Annotated in this window: 15 protein-coding genes; 6 read left to right on the top strand and 9 right to left on the bottom strand. The window is 70.3% G+C overall.

What is annotated here, in order from left to right; genetic code table 11:
* Positions 1-3: 3 nt before the first annotated feature.
* Positions 4-1,347 (bottom strand): glutamine synthetase family protein, encoded by a 1,344-nt coding sequence (locus FGX59_RS06500; RefSeq protein ID WP_138465710.1) that lies wholly within the window; start codon positions 1,345-1,347, stop codon positions 4-6.
* A 112-nt stretch (positions 1,348-1,459) separates the two neighbouring features.
* Here FGX59_RS06500 and FGX59_RS06495 point away from each other — a divergent pair, with 112 nt between their 5' ends.
* Positions 1,460-2,122, top strand: a complete 663-nt coding sequence (locus FGX59_RS06495; RefSeq protein ID WP_138465709.1) for a GntR family transcriptional regulator — start codon at positions 1,460-1,462, stop codon at positions 2,120-2,122.
* A gap of 253 nt (positions 2,123-2,375) precedes the next feature.
* On the opposite strand, the gene FGX59_RS06490 is transcribed toward FGX59_RS06495, so the two are convergent.
* The 7 genes from FGX59_RS06490 to FGX59_RS06460 form a co-directional block, all read right to left on the bottom strand.
* Complete coding sequence (locus FGX59_RS06490) at positions 2,376-4,343, bottom strand: DUF3604 domain-containing protein (RefSeq protein ID WP_138465708.1); 1,968 nt, start codon at positions 4,341-4,343, stop codon at positions 2,376-2,378.
* Positions 4,344-4,945: 602 nt separating this feature from the next.
* Positions 4,946-6,244, bottom strand: coding sequence for a TRAP transporter large permease (locus tag FGX59_RS06485; protein WP_138465707.1), 1,299 nt, complete (start codon positions 6,242-6,244; stop codon positions 4,946-4,948).
* Positions 6,241-6,753, bottom strand: coding sequence for a TRAP transporter small permease (locus FGX59_RS06480; RefSeq protein ID WP_138465751.1), 513 nt, complete (start codon positions 6,751-6,753; stop codon positions 6,241-6,243). The genes FGX59_RS06485 and FGX59_RS06480 overlap by 4 nt, the downstream gene beginning before the upstream one ends.
* Positions 6,753-7,733, bottom strand: a complete 981-nt coding sequence (locus FGX59_RS06475; protein WP_138465706.1) for a TRAP transporter substrate-binding protein — start codon at positions 7,731-7,733, stop codon at positions 6,753-6,755. The genes FGX59_RS06480 and FGX59_RS06475 overlap by 1 nt, the downstream gene beginning before the upstream one ends.
* Before the next feature lie 70 nt (positions 7,734-7,803).
* Positions 7,804-8,982, bottom strand: coding sequence for an NAD(P)/FAD-dependent oxidoreductase (locus FGX59_RS06470; protein ID WP_138465705.1), 1,179 nt, complete (start codon positions 8,980-8,982; stop codon positions 7,804-7,806).
* A complete protein-coding gene (locus FGX59_RS06465; RefSeq protein ID WP_138465704.1) occupies positions 8,979-9,302 on the bottom strand; it encodes a 2Fe-2S iron-sulfur cluster-binding protein in 324 nt (107 codons plus the stop codon). Before FGX59_RS06465 ends, FGX59_RS06470 begins: the two co-directional genes overlap by 4 nt.
* A 43-nt stretch (positions 9,303-9,345) precedes the next feature.
* On the bottom strand, positions 9,346-10,521 hold the full coding sequence (locus tag FGX59_RS06460) for a cytochrome P450 (RefSeq protein ID WP_138465703.1): 1,176 nt from the start codon (positions 10,519-10,521) through the stop codon (positions 9,346-9,348).
* A 104-nt stretch (positions 10,522-10,625) separates the two neighbouring features.
* On the opposite strand from FGX59_RS06460, the gene FGX59_RS06455 reads away from it, so the two are divergent.
* Complete coding sequence (locus FGX59_RS06455; protein ID WP_138465702.1) at positions 10,626-11,528, top strand: LysR family transcriptional regulator; 903 nt, start codon at positions 10,626-10,628, stop codon at positions 11,526-11,528.
* Between the two features lie 429 nt (positions 11,529-11,957).
* Here the strand turns inward: FGX59_RS06455 and FGX59_RS37500 are convergent, their stop codons facing one another.
* Positions 11,958-13,142 (bottom strand): serine hydrolase, encoded by a 1,185-nt coding sequence (locus tag FGX59_RS37500; RefSeq protein ID WP_171060538.1) that lies wholly within the window; start codon positions 13,140-13,142, stop codon positions 11,958-11,960.
* A gap of 1,550 nt (positions 13,143-14,692) precedes the next feature.
* On the opposite strand from FGX59_RS37500, the gene FGX59_RS06445 reads away from it, so the two are divergent.
* The 4 genes from FGX59_RS06445 (at position 14,693) to FGX59_RS06430 (ending at position 18,951) form a co-directional block, all read left to right on the top strand.
* Positions 14,693-15,499 carry a hypothetical protein gene (locus FGX59_RS06445; protein ID WP_138465700.1) on the top strand — a complete coding sequence of 269 codons (807 nt, stop codon included), beginning with the start codon at positions 14,693-14,695 and terminating at the stop codon, positions 15,497-15,499.
* A gap of 308 nt (positions 15,500-15,807) precedes the next feature.
* Positions 15,808-16,560 (top strand): hypothetical protein, encoded by a 753-nt coding sequence (locus FGX59_RS06440; protein ID WP_138465699.1) that lies wholly within the window; start codon positions 15,808-15,810, stop codon positions 16,558-16,560.
* 28 nt (positions 16,561-16,588) lie between these two features.
* On the top strand, positions 16,589-18,511 hold the full coding sequence (locus tag FGX59_RS06435) for a DUF3604 domain-containing protein (RefSeq protein WP_138465698.1): 1,923 nt from the start codon (positions 16,589-16,591) through the stop codon (positions 18,509-18,511).
* A gap of 80 nt (positions 18,512-18,591) precedes the next feature.
* Complete coding sequence (locus FGX59_RS06430) at positions 18,592-18,951, top strand: RcnB family protein (RefSeq protein WP_138465697.1); 360 nt, start codon at positions 18,592-18,594, stop codon at positions 18,949-18,951.
* Positions 18,952-20,065: the final 1,114 nt, after the last annotated feature.

Raw genomic sequence — 20,065 nt, 5'->3', positions numbered from 1 at the left:
CGGTCACACCGTCCGCAGGTAGCTATGGTATTCGAGCGCGGAGATCTCGGCCTCGAACACCGCCAGCTCCTGCCGCTTGCAGGCGGTGAACATCGCAATGAACTCGGCCGGGAAGAGCGCGGCGCAGAGCGGGCTCGCCGCGAAGGCGTCGATCATCTGCCGCCAGTCGGGCGGGATCGCCGCCTGCCCGGCGTCGCCGACATTGTTGTCCTCGCGCGGCGCCGGTTCCTGCCCGGCCCCGATGCCCCGCAGCGCGGCCGCCAGCACGGCGGCGATCACCAGGTAGGGATTGGCATCCGCCCCGGCCAGCCGGTGCTCGATCCGCCGCGCGGCCGGATCGCCGCCGGGAATGCGGATCGCCGCCGTGCGGTTCTCGTAGCCCCAGGAGGCGCTGACCGGCGCGAGCGTGCCGGGCCGCAGCCGCTTTGCCGAATTGCGGTGCGGCGCGAAGACCAGCGCCGTGTCGCGCAGCGCCTCGAGCAGCCCCGCCACCGCATGGCGCATCACCGGCGTGCCCTCCGGCCCGCCATCGTCGAAGACATTGCGGCCCGCCCCGTCCAGCAGGCTGAAATGCATGTGCATCCCGTTCCCGGCATGGGCCATGTAGGGCTTGGCCATGAAGGTCGCCGCCATGCCATGGGCGCGCGCGGCATTGCGGATGATCTGCTTGAGATACACCGCGTCATCGCCCTGCCGCAGCGCGTCGGCGGAATGGACGAGGTTGAACTCGAACTGGCCGGGACCGCTTTCCGAGGTCACCGCCTCCAGCGCGATCCCGCAGGCCTCCGCGCTTTCGTAGACGGCATCGAGGAAGGGCGCGGCCTGGCCCAGCTCGTCGAGGCTGTAGATCGTGTCCCCTGCCCCGGGATGGGCCGCGGGCAGCGCGCCGACCGGCTGCGGCGCGCCCTCCGTGCCGGGGCGGACCAGGTGGAATTCCAGCTCGAGCGCCACGACCGGCGTTAGCCCGGCCGCTGCGAAGCGCGCCAGGATCCCGGCCAGCACCCGCCGCGGATCGCCGAAGAAGGGCGCCCCGCTCTCGCGGCGCATCCACATCGGCAGGAAGGCGCCGCCGCTGCCCGTCCAGTCGATCGGCAACGGCCCGCGCCCGGTCGGTTCCACCACCCCGTCGAGATCCCCCGCCTCGAAGAGCGGGCTGCCCGCGACGTCCGTTCCCCAGATGTCGACGCCGATCGAGGACATCGGCATCCGCATGCCCTTGTCGACGAGCTTTCGCGCCTGCGCCGCTGGCAGCCGCTTGCCGCGCAGCACGCCGTTCAGGTCGCAATGCGCCGCCAGAAGGAAGGGCGGGCGGGCCGGAAGAGTCTCGATCGGGTCGAAGGCGGTCATGCGGTCAAATCCAGTGGCACGGTCATGTGTTATAAAACATGGGCCTTGTGTTATATCAGTGAAACTGGTCATATAACATGACCTACCGAAAGCAGCGAAGATTGATGAAAATATGAGCGAATTTCGCCCCAATACGTCAGCAGATGTGCTGCATGCGAAACTGAGGCGGCGAATCTGGGAGGGACGCTTCCTGCCCGGGGACCGCGTCTCGATCCGGGCGCTGGCCCAGGAGGAAGGCGTCAGCGTGATTCCGGTGCGCGATGCGGTCCGGCGGCTCGTCGCCGAGGGCGCGCTCTGCTTCGCCGACAGCCGGACGATCGAGGTGCCCCGGCTGAGCCTCGCCAACCATCGCGACATCCTGTTCGCCCGCATGCAGCTGGAACCCGAGACGGCCGGCCGCGCCTTTCCGGCGCTGTCGCAGAACGACCTCGACACGCTGATCGGGCATGACATGGCGGTCAACCGCGCGATCGAGGCAGGCGATATCGACGCCTACATGGTCGCGAACTTCGACTTCCACTTCCATATCTACCGCAAGGCCGACGCGCCGGTCCTGTTCCGGCTGATCGAGATCCTCTGGCTGCAGTCGGGCCCGTCCATGCGCTACATCGCCGGACAGTACCGCGCGCAGGAGATGGCCGCCGACTTCCACAAGCAGGCGACCGATGCGCTGACCCGCCGCGACTGCGACGGCTTCGCCGCCGCGCTGCGCAGCGACATCGAGCAGGGCATGGACTTCATCCGCAACGCCGAGTCCGCCGGGCTCGGGCTCTAGCAGGCTGCTGAAAAAGGAGTCCAGGGCCTCGCCGTGGAGGAATTCGTTCCGGATCCGGTCAGGTGATTTCTTCAGGGATAGCCAAGTCCAGCCGCTTTCAGGACGATTGTTCCAGTCTTGCCCCCGAGCGCCTCGGCCAAACGGACTTTTTCAGCATCCTGCCGCCCCCGGCGCCCCGGGGCGGACCCGGCGCCCGCATCCATGCCGGCGGCCCCCGGACCCGTCACGCAAGGCGCAATCGGCCGACCGCGGCCTAGCCCTGCGGGGAATACCAGATCGGCGCGGTATAGGCGCGCTCGACGATGGTCATCCGGGTGCCCTCCAGAGGGTCGGTGCCGAAGCGCGCCGCGTCATAGGCGGTCCAGCGCGGCGTCGGGATCTCGAGCACACGGGCATAGTAGAAGGCCGCCTGCGCCGGATCGAACTCCGGATCGGTCCAGACCGCCGCCAGCTCGGGCGCGCCGATCGAGTTGCCGTAGGTCGCCGTCGCCGCATCCACGGTATCGCCCACCGGCGGGAGCCGTCCCGTTTCCGGGTCCGGCGCGCGGTCGCCGGACCAGACGACGTCGTAGACCTGCTCCTGCAGCGCGCCGCTGCCGTCCATCCAGCCCTTCACGATCTGGATCCGGTCGAGATTCCCGCCGACCGGGTCGCGCAGCGCGGCCACCAGGAAGCTCGGCGCGGACGCGCCCTCGGGCATCGCCGCAAGGTCGCCCCCCATCGGCACGCCCTTGGCATAGCCGATCGTCGCCGGGGTCCGGTCCTGCGCATCCGCCGCGGCGAACTCCCATCCGCCGAAGAAGCGCACGATCATGCGCGGTCCGGTCGTCCCGTAGGTCTCGCGCCGCTGCATCGCGTCCCAGATCGAGGCCCGGGTGTTCTCCTCGGCCCAGACCGCGGCATAGCCCGAGGCGCCGACCTCCCAGTCGAAAATCTGGACGCCGGTCGCCTTGTTGTCGACGAAGACGGCCCTGATCCGGTCCGGCCCCGGTTCCTGCGGCACGGTCTTGCCGAAGAAGTTGTCCTCGGCCATGGCCGCCAGCCCGGTATGGGCGTCCGAGCTGCCGATCATGCCGAACTTGTAGGGGTTGGTGCCCAGCCTGTCCTCCAGCAGCAGCCCGTTCTTCAGCGCCTGCCGGGCGTACTCGTATTGCAGCATGTCGTCGGCCTTGGCGACGCTGCCATCGAGGTTGCCCTTGTCCCACAGCTCGAAATCCGCGAATTCGTCATTCGGAGACAGGAACGGATGCGCCTCGCCCGTGCCCTTGGTCTGGGTCACCTCGTAGAGCGGCTCCCATTTCGCCCGCGTCCGGACGTAATCGGCATCGAGCGCCTTGCCGAAGGCCTGCTCGACCGGGAACATGATGCCGTTGCTCAGATTGCCGTTATGCGGAATGGCAAGCACGCTGCCGCTGGTCTTCTCCTCGTAATCTGCCATCCAGTCCCAGAGCTTCTCGGGATTGTCGCTGCCGAAGGGCGGATAGACCGTGAAGGGCTGGACCAGCCCGGCCCTGTCGCCGCCGTCGCGGAAGATGACATTGCGGTGCAGGTTGTTGCCGCCGGTATTCGAGGTCCATTCATAGCCGATGAAGGCCGTGAAGGTGCCCGGATCGTTGAACGCCTCGGCCGCGTCGATCGTCTCCTGCCAGGCATTCTTGTAGCCCTGGCTGCCCGGCAGGTACATCAGATCCTCCGGGAAGGCATTGTGCGAGAAGGCAACGATGATCTCCATCGCGGCGTCATTGCCCTTGCCGGACTTGATCATGTCGTACCATTTCCGCCCCGTCGGATCGGCCAGGACGCTGGACTTGCCGGCAAAGAGGTCCGGGAAGAACCCCATGTTGTCGGAATGGTCGGCCACGACCAGGAAATCGAGCGGACGCGACAGGCGCACCGGCTGCCCGGTATTCGAGGTGACCTGCTCCCCGGAGGCGAACCGGTAGGCATCGCGGGGCGTCAGGCGCGCGCCGAACGCCCCGGCATCCATCGAATAGGCCGTGTGCAGATGCGTGTCGCCGAAGAACGGGCGCGTGGGGAAATTCCGGTCGGCATAGGGCGAATAGGGCCGCGGCGCGGCGGCGACGGCAACATTCTCGCGGGTCGCCGCCCCGGCGATCCCGACATTGTCCTGCGCCGCGCCCGGGCTTCCGGTTCCCAGCACGGCTGGCAGCGCGCCTGCCAGCGCGATGAACGCGGCACGGCTCCTGGCTATCTTCGACATTTCCGACGTCCTCCCCTTGCCGGAGCTTCCGGGATGCAGGTTTGGCGCATCGCGGAAGGTTGGCCTCCGTTTGTTCTGCGGCAATGGAAGGGCCACGTGGCGAGTCCCGCAATGCGCCATGTCAACCTTCGGTTGCATTTTTCCGGAAATGTTCGCGCCTCTTTTTGCTGCGCCCCAAGCCGCGCGGAGCCCCGGACAGGCGCGCTCCGCAGAGCGAAGGGAAGACCTGCCGGCCTGCCAGGGCGCGAGCAGGGTCTCCCGTCCCGGAGGCCCGGGCCGCGACCAGGGCCCTGCGCCACCGGTCCGGAGGCGGGACCCTCCGGCGATCCTCCGCCATCCCGCGACCGGCGCCCGGCCGCATGCAGCCGTCATTGGCCAGGAGTTCGCTTGGGGCACCTCCGGCCTCTTCCAGCCGGTCCCGTCCCTGGCCCGGACGCCCTCCTTCGGAATAGTTCTGGTCCGCAGAGGGCAGCGCAACCATGCATTCTCTGCTCCGGAGCGGGCGCGGCACCGGTGCGCAATGGCCCCGGAGGCCGGGCGGATCCGGCCTCCGGGGGCTGCATCTCTCCGGACGGCGCCGGGCTCTCCCTGGTGGCGGACGGCTACATCATTCCCGGCAGCCACAGCGACAGCTGCGGGACCAGGACCAGCAGCACCAGCGTCCCGAGCATGGCGATCCAGAACGGCAGCACCCCCCGGAAGATGTCGAGCAGCTCGACATCCCGAGCCACCGATTTCACGATGAAGACGTTGATGCCCACCGGCGGCGAGATCAGGCCCATCTCCAGCGTTAGCACCACCAGAACGCCGAACCAGATCGGATCGATGCCCAGCGACAGGATCACCGGCAGGAAGATCGGCAAGGTCAGGACCAGCATCGCCAGCCCCTCGAGGAAGCAGCCGAGCACCAGGTAGATCGCCAGGATCAGGGTCAGGGTGCCATAGGTCCCGAGGTCGAGCGTGACCAAGAGGCGGCTAACCTCGGCCGGCAGGTGGCTGAGCGCCACGAACGGGTTGACCAGATGTGCCGCGATCAGGATCAGCATCACCGAGGCGGTGGTGACGATGCTGCTGCGGGCCGCCTCCCAGAAGCTGCGCAGCGTCAGCGTGCCGCCGACCGCGCCGATGACGATGACCAGCGCCGCGCCGACCCCGGCCGCCTCGGTGGGCGAGAAGACCCCCGAATAGATGCCGCCGATGGTCACCACCACCACGCCGAGGATCGGCACCGCGCCGGCGAAGGCCCGGCGCATCCCGGCAAGGCTTGTCGCCGGTCCGCGCGGTCCCTTCCCGGGCCAGATCGTGCAGAGCAGCGTCACCGTCAGCAGGAACGCCGACAGCAGCAGCAGCCCCGGCAGGATGCCCGCCATGAACAGCCGGCCGATGCTCTGCTCGGTGAGGATCGCGTAGATCACGAAGCCGGTGGAGGGCGGGATCAGGATGCCGAGCGTGCCGCCCGCGGCCACCACCCCGGTCGACAGCCGCGGGCAGTAGCCGAAGCGGTCCATCTCGGCGAGCGCGGTGCGCCCCATGGTCAGCGCCGAGGCCACCGAGGAGCCCGAGAGCGCGGCGAAGCCGCCGCAGCCGATCACCGTGGCCGAGGCGAGCCCGCCGCGGACCTGCCCGATGGTGGCATAGGCCGCGTCGTAGAGGCGGCGGCTCATGCCGGTGACGCTGGCGACGTTCCCCATCAGGATGAACAGCGGCACCACGATCAGCTCGGAATTCGAGGCCAGCGCATAGGTCTCGGAGGCCAGCAGGCCGGTGGCCGCCTGCAGGCCGTTGAGGATCCAGATACCGCAGAACCCCACCGCGAACATGGCGAAGGCCACCGGGATCCGCGCCAGCACCAGGATCAGGAGCAGCCCGAGCCCGGCGCTGCCGACGAGAACCGGGCTCATAGCACGTCCCTTTCCGGATGGTGCTCGAAGCCGCGGCTACCGAAGAGCGCCAGCGCGCGCACCAGCATTGCCAGCGCGCCAATGGCCGAGAGGCCGCTGAGCGCGTACTGGAACCAGGCCGTGGGCAGGCGCAGCAGGTTGGTCGAAAGGTTCAGCATCCGGCTCAGCCCCGCGCTCTGGGCCACGGTGACCGCGATCAGCGCGAAGATCGCCGCGCCGAGCAGGCCCGAGAATATGTCGATCCTGCGGTTCAGCCCGGCAGAGAAGGCCTTCTCGAAGATGTCGACGACGATATGGCCGTCCTCGCGGTCGCAGAGCGCCATGCCGCCGAAGACGATGATCACCATCGAGGTGGTGATCAGGTCCTGGGACCCGTAGACCGGATGCCCGAAATTGCGGCCGGCCACGTCGGCCACGATCACCGCCACGACCCACAGGAGCGCGAGCGTGCCGAGGATGGCGGACAGGCCGATGAGCCTGTCCGTCACGGAGCGCAGCAGGGCGGCCATCATTCGCCCCGCATCGCGGCCAGCGCCGCCCCGGCATTCTCCCGCGCCACATAGGCATCCGTCACCTGCGCCAACGCGTCGTCGAAGGCCCTGGCCCCGGCACCCGCGAGGTCGATCACCTCGGTGTCGTCCGAGGCCCGGGCCGCCTCCAGCGCCTTCTGCGCCGTGGCGACCCAGGCGGTTTCGGTCATCTCCGAGATCGGCGCGCCCTTGATCGCGTCGAGCGCCGCCCGGGCCTCGCCGGGCAGCTTGTCATAGGCCTTCGCGTTCATCACCGTGTAGAAGGTCAGCCGGCCGAAATTCGGCCCCGTCGTGACCGTGCCCACGACCTCGTCCAGCTTGAAGTCGGACAGCACCGAGGCGCCGCTGACCAGCCCGTCGATCAGCCCGGTCTGAAGGCCGTTATAGACCTGGGTCATCGGGATCTGCACCGGCGTCGCGCCGAGCGCCTCCATCGCCGCGGCCGAGATCGCGCCGGCCACGCGGATCTTCAGCCCCTCGAGATCCGCGGGCGCGCGGACAGTCTTGTCGCGCATCATCAGGATGTTCGGCTCCGACCCCCAGAGCGCGATCACCTCGGTCATCGGGTATTCCTGCTTCAGCTCGCCGTCGAAGGCGCGCCACAGGGCCTCGTAGCCCGGCTGGTCGAGCGGCAGCGCGCCCGGCAGTTCCAGCACGAGGCTCTTGGGAAACTGCGACGAGGTATAGCCGTGCAGCCCCCAGCCCATGTCGGCCGTGCCCTGCACCACGCGCACGAACTGGTCCGCAGGCCCGGCGCCCAGCTCGCCGCCATGGAAGCCGCGCAGCGTCACCGCGCCGCCGGTGCCCTCGTCGAGCGCCCGGGCCAGGGGCTCGATCTGGGCGGCCGTGATGGTGTGCATGGGCGGGGCCCAGTTGGCGTATTTCAGCTCTTCGGCGCCGGCCGTGCCGGCGAGGATCGCGGAAAGGCCCGCCGCATGGGCGATGGTCGTGATGTTCATGGTTTCCTCCCTTGGTCGTCTGTGAAACCGGCCGCCCGGCCTGTTCTCCGGGGCCGGCCGCTTGGTCCGCTCAGGCGGCGGCAACGTCCCTGAGCACGTCGAGCGTCGCGGGCGCCTCCGCCGCGAGCAGCTTGCGCGCCTTCATGTGGATGGCCGGGCGGCCGACGGTTTCCACCGCCGCCAGGCCCTGCGCGTCGAACCGGGCCACCACGCCGTCGGCGACGGCTTCCTCCCTGGCCTCCGGTCCGGCGAGCCCTGCGATCTGCAGTTTCAGATCCCCCTGGTCCGACCAGAACCAGGGCAGCGCCGCATAGGGCTCCGCGGCGCCTTTCGCCAGCCGGAGCGCGATAAGCCGGGCATGGTCGGTCGCGGCCTGGACGCTTTCCAGCCGCACCATCCGGCCGCTGCGCGGATCCGGGAAGCACGCGCAGTCGCCGAGGGCCGAGATCTGCGGGTCCGAGGTCAGAAGCTGCGCGTCGACCCGGATGCCGTTGCCGGTCTCGAGCCCGGCGGCCCCGGCCAGCTCGGCATTCGGACGCACGCCCGCCGCGAGCAGGACGAACCCCGCATCGATGCGCCGCCCGTCCGCCAGGCTGACGCCGCCGGCATCGACAGAGGCCGCTGCGGTCCCCAGATGCAGCCCGGTTCCGGCGGCCCGGTGCCAGCGCGCGAAGCGCTCGGCGGTCAGCGCCGACACCGCGCGCGCCATCAGCCGCGGCGCCGCCTCGATCACCTCGACCGCATGGCCGAGCTTCCGCGCTACCGCGGCGAATTCCAGCCCGATGAAGCCGCCGCCGATCACGGCGATCCGCTGCGGCGTGGCCAGCCGGGCGCGCAGGCGGTCCGCATCCGCGAGGGTGCGCAGCCCGCAGGCATGCTCCAGCCCATCGACCGGCGGCCGCAGGTTCCGCGTGCCGGTGGCCAGGATCAGATGGCCGTAGCCCAGCCGCTTCGGCGCATCGGGGCCCGCAAGGCGGAGCTCGCCGGCATTGCGGTCGATCTCCTCCACCACGGTCCCGGGCAGGTAGGCGATGTCCTTCGACGCGAAGAAGCTCGCGGGCCGCAGGACCAGCGCCTCCGCCTTGCCGGCGGGGAGGTAGGCCTTGGACAGGGGCGGCCGCTGATAGGGCAGCCCCGGCTCCGCGCCGACCAGGGTGATGGCGCCGCCGAACCCGGCCTGCCGCAGGCTGATCGCGGCCTGCAGGCCGCCCTGCCCGGCCCCGGCGATGACGACGCGGTCCGCGGTCACAGCTGTTCCTCGGGAAGATGCACCACCAGCCCGTCGAGCTCCGGCGCCAGCTTGATCTGGCAGGACAGCCGCGACCGGCCGGTCACTTCGGATGCCGCGCCTTCCAGCATGTCCTCCTCGCCCTCTGCCCGGGCGCCTGCGCCGACCTCCCAGGCCTCGTCGACATAGCAGTGGCAGGTGGCGCACATCATCGCGCCGCCGCATTCGCCGATGATCCCCTCCACGTCGTTGGACAGGGCCGCCTGCATCACGCTCTCGCCGGGCTCGGCCTCGACCGTCACGCGCGCGCCGTCATGGGCGACATAGGTCACCTTCACCATCGTTCTCCTCCTCCTTGTGCTTGGATGCGCCCCCGCGGGCCGCTCAGTTCAGCGCGACCGGCAGGTTGACCGGGCCGCGGAAGCCGAAGCCCCGCCATTGGACGTCCTCGCGCGTCGCCAGCCGCATGTCCGGGAACCGGTCGAAGAGCATCGGCAGGATGATTTTGCCCACGGTCCGCCGCGCCACATGGGCGCCGGCGCAGTGATGCGGCCCGTTGCCGAAGGCCTGGTGCGGGTTCTTCTTGCGGAAGACGAAGAACTCCTCGCCGTTCTCGTAGAGCTCCTCGTCGCGGCAGGCCGAGGCCTGGACGGTCATCACCGTGTCGCCCGCGGGGATTTCGCAGCCGCCCAGCTCGGTGTCCCGGGTCACCAGCCGCGAGCTGACCTGGATCGGCGCGACCCAGCGGATCGCCTCCTCGAAGGCCTTGCCCCAGGCATCCTGCGCCTTCACCTCGGCGAGCTGGCCGGGATTGTCCAGAAGGCCGAACAGCGCCGTGGCCAGCGCGTCGCGGGGCTCGTTGATGCCGCCGCCGATGGCGATCTTGATAGTCGCGGCGATCTGGCTCGGCGGCACGGGGTTCTCTGCCGTCAGCATCACCGAATAGGCCGATCCGTCCGGCTCTGCGATCCGCAGCGGCCGCAGCCGCTCCAGCAGGGCGTCCATCTCGTCATTGGCCCGGTCCGAGGCCGCGAAGGGCTCCGGCGCCCAGCCGAAATTCCCGGCGCCGTCGATCAGCGCCTGCGACCAGCGCTGCATCTCGTCGTCGGTGGCCTCGGGGATGCCGAGGATATGGGCGAGGATCCGCGCCGCCAGCGGGCCGCAGAGCGCCTTGAACAGATCGACCGTCCCGCCCCTCGGCAGCCGCGAGATGTACTCCTCCGCCAGCTTTTCGTAGAGCGGGCCCCAGTCGGCCTGGATGCGCTTGGGCGTCAGCGCCGGCGCGATGGCGGTGCGCTCCGCCATGTGCTCCGCCCCGTCCTTGCGCATCAGCGTATGGGCGCGGAAGGCGGGCCGCATCGGCGTGGCGGGGTCGTTGCTGCTGAAAAGCTCCGGATCGTCCTTGACCGCCTTGGTCAGCGACGCCTTGGTCAGCAGCGTCCGGCCCACCGCCGCGACCCGCAGCACCGGGCTTTCGGACCGCAACCTGCGGTAGATCGGATACGGATCGGCTGTCAGCTGGGCAAGCGTAATGGTCTCGTCCCGTGGCGCGAGTGCCATGTATTTCCTCCCTAATTCTCCCTGCAGTGGTGCTACCGGACCGGCTATTGCCAATCAATGCGATGGATTTATTATATTGCATCAATGAATTTGATGGGGTCACGATGGCAGAGGGGAAATGGGATCCCGCGTCGATTGATTTCGCGGCGCTGAATACGTTGCGGGTCGTGCACCGGCTCGGCTCCTTCACGCGGGCGGCGGAACATCTCGACGTCAACCAGTCGGCGGTCAGCTACACGATCGGCAAGCTGCGCGCGTGCTTCCATGATCCGCTCTTCGTGCCCGAGGGCGGACGGCAGGTGGCGACGCTGCGCTGCGAGCAGCTGCTCCTGCGCGCGGCCGAAATGCTCGACATCATCGACGGCTTGGCCCAGCCCGAGACCTTCGTCCCCGGGCAGTCGACCCGGACCGTGACCATCGCCTGCAACTACTACGAACGCATCCTGCTGATCCCGCGCGTGGTCGCGGCGCTGCGGGCCGAGGCGCCGAACATGTCGCTGCGGGTCACCAGCGCGCTCGGCGACGGGCATGTCCGGCTGCTGGAGCGCGAGGCCGACGTGCTGCTCGGACCGTTCGAGCGCCGCGAATCCGGGTTCCACGCCCGCAGGCTGTTTTCCGAGGAATACATCTGCCTGACGGATCCCGGCCATCCGGCGGCGGGCAGGAATCTGGGCATCGAGGAATACCTGTCGCTGAAGCATCTTCTGATCGACTACGGCGGCACCTGGAAATCCGCCTATCTCCAGGAACTCGAGGCGGCCGGGCACGTGCTGGCCCCCACCCTGACCGTGCCGAGCCCTGCCGCCCTCTCGGAACTTCTGGCCGGCTCGAACCTCGTGGCCACCATCCCGCGCCGGCTGGCGGACCGGATATCGGACGGGCTGGTGATCGGGCAGTGCCCGTTCCGCGGCGCGTTCAGCCTGTCTCTGGTCTGGACGCAGCGGACCAACAGCTCGGCCATGCACCGCTGGCTGAGGGACGTCATCCTGCGGGCATGCCGGGACTGACCCGCCGCGACGCCGCCGATGGCGCAGGGACCGCTTCCCGGCGGAGGCCACGCTCCCCGGAGCCGCCGCCCGGCGCGCCCGGCCGCATGTTCCGGCAAGCGGAAGCCGGGGATGCGGACGCTCCGGCCATTCGCGGGAACGCCGCCCGCAGGCAGGCCCCGCTCGATGGCGGCGGCAGCCTGGCGACGCCCTCCCGAACCGCCTGCGCAGGACCGCCGCGCCCCTGTCCACGGCCTTCGCGGCGATTGATCCCCCGGCTCAGGCGCTTGGCGCCCGCATCCCGGAACTATCCTTCGCCTGCCTGCCGTCGAAGGTCGGCGGATCGCGCCCGAGCGCGGCAAGCTCCGGCATGCGTGCCTGCCGGGCCGGATTGCCGCGATGCCGCCGGGGCCGGGTCAACGGTCGGGGCCTGTCGAAGCGCGCCCTGCCCTAGCGCATCGGCGGAGGGTTCTCGGGCACCACCGCCCTGGCGATCAGGCGCAGCGCATGATCCGCGGCATTGGGCAGCGCGCCGGACCAGTCCTCGAAGGAGGCGCGGGTGTAGGTCACCGCCACGGCGATGGTGACGCGGCCATTCCCGGCGCGCTCCCCGGGCAGCGTGGCGACGGCAGAGGCGTAGCCGGAGAAGGAGGGCGTCTGGAACACCCAGTCCCCCTGCAGTATCGCCCCGAGACCGTAATTGAACGCCTCGGTCAGGGCATGGCAGTTCGGGCAGCCGGGCAGCGGCGATCCGAAGCCGATCAGCAGCGGGTCGATCATCTGCGCCCGCGAGGCGGAAGAGAGGAAGCCGTCGACGCCCACGATCCTGTCGAAGCTGCCCGCCATGTCGGAGATCGTGGTCACCTGGATGGCCCCGGCCGGCAGGGTCCAGGACGGGTTCCAGTAGGTGGCATCCTCCCAGACGCCGCGCTCGGCGGTGAAGGCCTGGATCACCGGGGCGGGGATTTCGGCGGTGTCGAACCCGTAGGTCCCGGCCAGCCCGAGCGGATCGAGGACATAGGCCTGCATCAGGTCGTGCATGGAGCGGCCCGTGGCGGCCTCGAGCACCTGGCCCAGGATGACGTAGCCGCTATGGGAGTAGTCCCAGTTCGTGCCCGGCGCAAACAGCCGCGGCGCGGACAGGCTGATCGCGATCAGCTCCCGCGGGCTCCAGGCGGCAAAGGGGTCGTCGGCACTCGGCTTCAGGAAGCGCTCTTCATTGGCGACATGGTCCGGGTAGCCCGCGGTCATGTTGGCCAGCATCCGGATCGTCGCCTGATCCGCGCCGGGCAGCTCCGGCAGCCAGCGGGCGATCGGGGCGTCGAGATCGATCTGCCCCTCTTCGGCAAGGCGCAGGGCCAGCGCCGCGACATAGGCCAGGGCCACGGCCCCGTTGCGGAAATGGCCGTCGACCGTTGCGGGCACGCCGGCCATCGCTTCGCCCATGGCCTCGGTCATCACCGGCACGCCGTCGATGCGGAGCTCGTAGACCATGGAATTGAGCGCCCGGGCGTCGAACTGGCCGCGCGCGATCTCGCGGACCGCATCGAGACCGGCGGGCGACAGCTCCCGGGCCTGTGCCGTCGCGGCCCATGGCAGCAGGACGGACAGAAGGATCGCTCGGGTCAGCTGCATGGGGGACTCTCTCCGGTCGGGATGCAGGCGCATGACAGCATCCGGAACGGCCGTGCACAAGCCTGGCGCTGTGCGAAAAAGTGCCGTTGCGCAAATCACCTGGCGACCGCAGGTCGCCTGCGCGCGCGGCTCCGAGCGATGCCGGGACCGGGACCGCACGCCGATCCGGACCTCGCCGACTTGGCGTTCCGCGCCCCGTCGCGACTCCGGCTGTCGGCCGGGCAACGTCTCGCTGGTCATTCCGTCGCCGGGGAAAAGGCCCCCGGAACTTCTCCCGCTCCGGCTCACATGCGGACCCCCGCCGCGGCGGCGGCCTCCGGCGCTGTTCCGCCAGAGCGCCCGGCCGAGTTGCGTGCAAATCCGCAGGAGGTCGCTCCGGGCCCGCCGGCGGTGTCCGGTTTCCCTGGCCTGGAATTGCGGCGCGCCGGCGCGCGCGCCTCTGCCCCGCGGGCGTCGCTGCAGGCGCGGGCCTCGCGGCCCCATCGGCTGCGACCGTCGAGCTGTGCTCATCCGGATCGATCCGCGAGCCTTGTTCGCCGGTGTTCCGGCGCGGCTGCCGGGTATCATGGTCTCGCGCGGGCCCGAGCTTCCGCCCTGGACCAGGAGCCCGCGAACCGACGCGCCACGCAAAGCTGAATGACCGCCGCCCATGCCGGATGCTCGGCCCTTCGCGCAATCTGCCCGGGAGCCACGGCATGAGGGAGCGCGCGGGGAACGGCGCAGGCCCGCGCCCCCGGCCTGCGCGCCGGGACAGCCGCGTTTCCGCGCGTGGCGAAATCGTCCTGCCGGGTCGAGAGCTGACCGGTCGCGCCATGGTCGCGGCCGGAGGTCACGAGCGGGAGTTGGGGGCCGTCGGAGGCCGGGACCTTCCGCGCCATGGGCGCGTCGGTCACGCAGGCCATCGCTCGGACATGGCGCGTGCCATTGACGGGACGGGCGATCTTCCTGACGGCGTTGTCCGCCTGCGCCGCGGCCCCCCTGCCCTGGGTCCAGCCACCGGCAGGGACCGGGGTGGCGGCACCGGGGGCCGTCTTGGGGTCCCGGCGACCATCGCGACCGGCGGGCAGGACCCGCGGCCGAGCTCTTCCAGCCCGGTCCGCGAGAGCATGGCGGGCAAGGCAGTCCGCGCCGGGAGCGGCGGAGCTGCCCGCGATTGCGGCCAGCCAGACGGGCGGGATCCGGTCGAGCATCGTCTTCGCCCTCCGCGATCCATCCCGGAGCGCCCCCGGTTCCCGGCAATCGGCGGGCGGTGCGGCCGGGCTGCGAGGCATGACCGCCATCCCGCTTCCGGAAACGCAACCCTGAGTTGACCGCGATCAAGGCGGGCGGTACCGAAAGATGGCGCCATTCATGCCAGGCGGACCGGCGGCGCGCGGGACCATGCCGCGCCGGGGGCCGCAGCCGGACGGGACAGCCGGACGGGCCGCGCAGAGCACCGGCCGCGGACGGAAGACCGGACTTCCCTGCATCGCGGGTCGGCGATGCGCCACATCGCAACCGGGGAGCGCCAGAGCCGCCTGTCGCGCCCCCCGTGCCGGAGGGCCAAGGCCATGATCTTCTGGATTTACGGGCTCCCGCTCTGGGTCTTCGCCCTGTCCATCCTGTCCATCCTGCTGGCCGCCATGGCGCTCGGCGCCTGGAACGGACGGCGTGTCGCGCGCCGCGCCGGGCGGCAAGCGGCCGGCGCCAGGCCCGCCAAGGGCGATCTGGAGGTCGGGGCGCTGCTCGCGCTGCTGGGCCTCGTGCTGGCCTTCACCTATTCCTTCTGCCTGACCCGGATCGACGCGCGGAAGGCGGCGCTGGTCCACGAGGCCAACGTCATCGGCACCGCGTTCCTGCGGGCCGACCTCCTGCCCGAGCCCGGCCGCAGCGACCTGAAGGACCGGCTGCTGGCCTATGCCCGGACCCGGGTGATGTCGGACGCGGCGCGCAACGACATGGACCTCGCCCTGGAGGAAATCGCGGCCTCGCTGGCCGAACAGGCCAGGCTCTGGCCCGCCACGCTGCAGGCGGTGTCCGGCGAGGTTCCGGGACATGTGCAGATGCTGGTGGTGCAGGCCATGAACGACGTCATCGACGCCCATGCCCTGCGGATGGCCGCGGGCTTCGACCGCATGTCGCCCGTCGCGCTGGCCTTCACGGTCTTGCTGGCCGCCCTGGGCATCGGCCTCGCCTCGCAGAACGAGGCGGCGGCCGGGTCGCTCCGGCCCGGCCGGATGAGCGTCTTCGCAGCGGTGCTGGCGGGGCTGATCGTCCTGATCGCCGATTTCGACAATTCGTCCCGCGGCCTGATCCAGCTGCGCCAGGACAGCCTTTCCGACCTGATCGCGGAGATGGAGACCTCTCCGGGGCCGTGACCCGGACGGCGCGGGCCACGGCCCCGGAGTTCCATGATCCACGTCAATGACATGATATTCATATCTCAATATACGTTTGCACCAATGTAGCCTTGTGATCTCGGTTCCCGTTTTCCGTACAGCATCGTGGCAGCGCCGGGCCCGACCTCCGGCCGGGCCGCGGCCTTCGGGCCGGGGCCGGGCGGCCGCATCGGTCGGCGGCGCTTCCCCGGAGCGGATCCGGCGCAGGTCCCGTTCCCCGCCCCCGAACGCGGCGGAACAGGCAGGTCCTCCGGCGATCCCCTCCGCAAAAAAAGAGGAGACGCAACATGACTGCCCTCGGGAAAGGCCTGTGCTCCGCCTGCGCGGCACTGCTCGTCCAGCTGCCGGGCGCCATGCCCGCGGCCGGAGACTGGGAATTCACCGTCACGCCCTATGTCTGGATGTCCGGGATCGACGGCGATCTCGGAACCATACCGGGCTTTCCGGCCCAGCCCGTGGACCTGTCCTTCGGCGACATCTGGGAGGATCTGGATTACGGCCTGTTCCTCTTCGCCAGCGCGCGCAACGGGCCCTGGGTCTTCTATCTCGACAGCTCGGCCGTGAAGACGACCTCGAAGGAGACCGTCAACGGCCCGACCGTGCAGAGCGTCGAGATCGAGAGCCGCACCGCCAACCTGGCCCTGGCGGCCGGCCGGACGGTCGCCGCGGCGCCGGGCTACAATCTCGATGTCTATGGCGGCTTCCGCTACTGGAGCCTCGAGAACGACTACAAGGTCCGAACTGCGGCAGCCACCTACCGCAAGGACACCGATGACGACTGGACCGACCTGATCATCGGGATCGCCGGGCGCTATGCGCTGGGGGGGAAATGGACGGCCTTCGGCTCCGCCGATATCGGCGGCTTCGGCGCGGGGGCCGATCTGGAATGGACGGTGACCGCCGGGGTGAACTGGGCCTTCAGCGAGCTGGCCGCGCTCTCGGCCGGCTGGCGCCATCTCTACATCGACTACGAGGAAGGCGGCACGGTCTACGACGTCACCCAGTCCGGGCCGATCCTCGGCCTGACCTTCAAGTTCTAGAACCGCGGCGCCTGCGGAGGGGGGAACCATGACGACCTTCAGGACATTCGCGGCCGGGGCCTGCGCGGCCTCGGCATTGCTGGCGGGACCGCCCGCGGCCGCCCAGGAGCTGGTGGGGATGGCGCCGGAACCGGACGTGCAGTACTCGCCCTACCTGCAGCGGGACTATCCCGACCAGGTGCTGTTCGGCGACACCCATCTGCACACCGCCTATTCCGCGGATGCCGGGCTGGTGGGCGCCACCACCACGCCCGACGACGCCTACCGCTTCGCCAAGGGCGAGACGGTGCTCTCCTCGAACGGCATCCCGGCCCGGCTGGCGCGGCCGCTGGATTTCCTGGTGGTGGCCGATCATGCGGAGAATCTCGGGCTCTACATCGCGCTCGACGAGGCCGGCACGCTGCTGCAGGGCAATGCCTGGGCCGAGGGGCTGAGCCGGGTCTTCGCGCCGCGCGACGGCAAGGCGATGGCCGAGGCCTATCTCTACTGGGCCGCGGCCTTCGTCAGCGAGGACAGGGCGGGCGATCCGCTGAAGGACACCCCCCTGGCCACCACGATGTGGCAGCGGATGACCGATGCGGCCGAGCGCCACAATGCGCCGGGCAGCTTCACCGCGCTGATCGGCTATGAATGGACGTCCGGACCCTCGGGAAACAACCTGCACCGCAATGTCATCTTCCGGGACGGCAAGGCCGAGGCGGACCGCGTCGTTCCCTTCTCCGCCTATGACAGCGAGGATCCGGAGGATCTCTGGGCCTGGATGGAGGGCTACGAGGAGGCGACCGGCGGGCGGCTGCTGGCGATCCCGCATAACGGCAACCTCTCGAACGGGCTGATGTTCGACGACGTGACCCTGACCGGGCGGGCGCCGATCGACGCGGATTACGCCGAGCGGCGGATGCGCTGGGAACCGGTCTACGAGGTCACCCAGATCAAGGGCGACGGCGAGGCGCATCCCTCCCTGTCGCCGGAGGATCCCTTCGCCGATTACGGCACCTGGGACCGGGGCAGCTTCGGGCTGGAGCCGAAGGCGCCGGAGATGCTGCCGCGCGAATATGCCCGCGAGGCGCTGAAGCGCGGGCTGGCCTACGAGGCGGCACTGGGGGCGAACCCGTTCAAGTTCGGCATGATCGGCTCGACCGACTCCCATACCGGGCTCTCGACCGCGGAGGAGTCGAATTTCTTCGGCAAGGCGCCGATGGTGGAGCCGACCGCCGATCCGGTGCGCTTCGAGGAGGCGATCACCGGCCGGATGACGCCGGACGACCCCTCTGACGACCAGGTGCACGGCATGGGGCTCGCCTCCGGCATGACCGCCGTCTGGGCGCGGGAGAACAGCCGGGCGGCGATCTGGGACGCGCTGAAGCGCAAGGAGGTCTATGCCACGACCGGTCCGCGCATCCGCATCCGGGTCTTTGCCGGGACGGAGTTCGAACCGGCGGATCTCGACCGCTCGGATTTCGCGGCCCATGGCTATGCCGCCGGCGTGCCGATGGGCGGCGACCTCCATGGCGGGTCCGAAGCCGGTCCGCCGCAGCTGCTGGTCAAGGTGCTGCGCGATCCGGACGGCGCCAATCTCGACCGGGTGCAGGTGGTCAAGGGCTGGCTGGACGCCACCGGCGCCCTGCATGAAAGCATCCATGACATCGCCTGTTCGGATGCCCGCGCGATCGAGGGCGGCGCCTGCGCGGGCGGCGTCGGCAGCACGGTCGACATCGCCGCCGCGACCTATTCCAACAGCATCGGCGCGCCCTTCCTTCAGGCGTTCTGGGAGGATCCGGCCTTCGATCCGGCGCAGCGCGCCTTCTACTACGTCCGGGTGCTGGAGATCCCGACGCCGCGCTGGACAACCCATGACGCGGCCTTCTTCGGCGTGCCGCTGCCGGATTACGTGCCGCCGGAGCAGCAGGAGCGCGCCTATACCTCGCCGATCTGGTACATGCCGGGCTGAGGCACCGCCGCGCGCAGGGGCACCCTGCGGGTGTCCCGGACCGCTTGCGGCGGAGGCCGGAGACTCTGAGGAGGACGACCATGAAGACCGATCATGCCGCGATGCTTTTCCTGGCGCTGTCGCTGGCCCTGCCGGCGGCGGCGGACAGCAAGAAGCCGGACAAGGTGCAGACCCTGCCGCCGGGCGCGTCCGCGGGGACGCCGCCGGGACTGGCCAAGAAGCCCGCGGGGCTGCCGCCGGGCCAGCTCAAGAAGATCTACCGCCGCGGCGAGGTCCTTCCCGGGGGCCTGGTCTGGATCACCGATTACGGCAAGTGGCGCCTTCCGCCGCTGGCACCGGGAGAGGGCTATGCCCGCTATGACGGCGAGGTCTACAGGGTGGCCCGCGACACGGCGGTCGTGCTGGAGGCCATCGGCATCGTCACCGACCTCATGCGCTAGCCGGACCCGCGCCGGCCTCCGGCACGGGCGCCCGGGCCGCGGATGCCGGAGAGTTCCCGGGCGCTGCGGCCCTGCCGGGACGGCATGGGCATCCTGCCGGAGCGGGCGGAGCCCGGCCCCCCGGAGAATGGTCGCCGTGCCGCGAGGCGGAAACCGCGGCCGGTCATCGCTGTCCCGCGCCCGCGGCGCCAAGAGGCTGCATGGCGGCAGCTGCCCTCCAGAGCGCCGGGCCCTCCGGAACCGCCGGAGATGGCCGTGACGCCGCGATGCTTCCGGCAATGCGGGGAAGGCCGCGCCAGACATGTTTCGCCTGGCCGGATGCTGCAAGATGTGCTCGGCCAAGGAGCTGTCCGAAAGCCCGGGGAAATGGTCCTGAAGGCGGCGGGACCTGCTCAAATCCGGGGGCAGTCCCGGCCAAACCCGGACCCCGTTCCTCCGTGACGACGGACACGAATCCACTATTGGCCCCCTGCCGGACTGCGGAGCGGCAGCAGGCGGCTCGATCCGGACATGCCCGGCGACTGCATCGGCAAGGACCATCCCGTCCGGGTGGCCGGTGCCATCGCGGGGTCGGGGCCGCGCCCGAAGACACCGGCCGCACGAGACCGCCCGGCCCCGTGCCGCGGAGCTGCCCTGAAGGCTGCCTCCACCGCATCCGGCCTTCGCGGAGGCTCGACCCGGGATGCGGCCGCAAGCGGGGGCCGGTCAGGCCGCCCGACGCCAGGACCATCGCGGTTTTCCACACGTCCAGCGGCAAGGCGAGCTGCGAGCTGCGCCGACAATTCGTCCCGCCGCGACAGGAGCACCGCCATGGCTGCATGGCCATTGCCGTCCCGGGGCGAGCTCGCTCGTGCCGCCGGAGCCCGGGTCCGGCCGCCCGCACCGGCGCAGCCCGCCGTTCTCTGCCGATCCGGCGAACGACGGGACGAGGCCCCTCCGGCAGGCAGCGGCACGGCTGTCTTCCGGGCAGCGCAGCCTCGCGCAGCCTTCTTGCCTTGATCGCCATGGGCGGCCAAAGGTCCGGGACGGGCCCGCACTGCCGGCCTGCCCGCAACCCGGGGCGCGGGCTCTGCCGGCCGCGGAATGTCCATGAGGCCTCGCTCCGGAGCGGCAG

Origin of the sequence: Poseidonocella sp. HB161398, assembly GCF_005870025.1 — a bacterium.
Lineage (GTDB): Bacteria > Pseudomonadota > Alphaproteobacteria > Rhodobacterales > Rhodobacteraceae > Mangrovicoccus.
This window is presented reverse-complemented; position numbering and strand designations above follow the sequence as displayed.